This window comes from Pseudovibrio sp. POLY-S9, from assembly GCF_001431305.1.
Lineage (GTDB): Bacteria > Pseudomonadota > Alphaproteobacteria > Rhizobiales > Stappiaceae > Pseudovibrio.
The window spans coordinates 87,040-87,511 of sequence record NZ_LCWX01000228.1; the positions used below are offsets into that span (position 1 = coordinate 87,040).

Sequence of the window (472 nt, forward strand, 5' to 3'; positions counted from 1 at the left end):
ATGCCAAACCCGGTATTGCCGTTGGCGCGATCATGACCTTCATGCTCTCTGCGGGTTCCATCGCCGTTCCAAGTGCTGTGGGCCGTGGCCTGCACCCCGACTGGTTCTCTCAGGTGATTTATCGCCGTTTCTTTGAGGCAGACAGCTGGAATCAGGGCGCCGCCTATTCGCTGGCATTGCTGGTGGCCTGTATCGTCTTCATTCTGTTCAACATGTGGGTCTTCCGCGTCGGCATCCGGGACATCGCGAAATGACAACAACAACACTTGAAAGCGGCGCCATGAAAGAACAGGTGAAATCTCCTATTGATTGGGCCGCCACCATCCTCAATGGCTATCTGGTGATCTTTTTCGCCTACATGTTCCTGCCCATGATCTTCATGGTGATTGCAGCCTTCAACGCATCACCAACCCCCTCTGTCATCGACTGGCAAGGCTTCACGCTGGACTGGTTTCGCGCACTGCCAGAGGAT

At 54.9% G+C, this 472-nt stretch carries 2 pseudogenes; both read left to right on the plus strand.

Going from position 1 to position 472, the window contains the following annotated elements:
- Nucleotides 1–254, plus strand: a pseudogene (locus PPL9_RS23050) (ABC transporter permease); the annotation flags it as partial.
- Nucleotides 251–472: pseudogene (locus PPL9_RS34340) on the plus strand (ABC transporter permease); the annotation flags it as partial. The pseudogenes PPL9_RS23050 and PPL9_RS34340, both read left to right, overlap by 4 nt.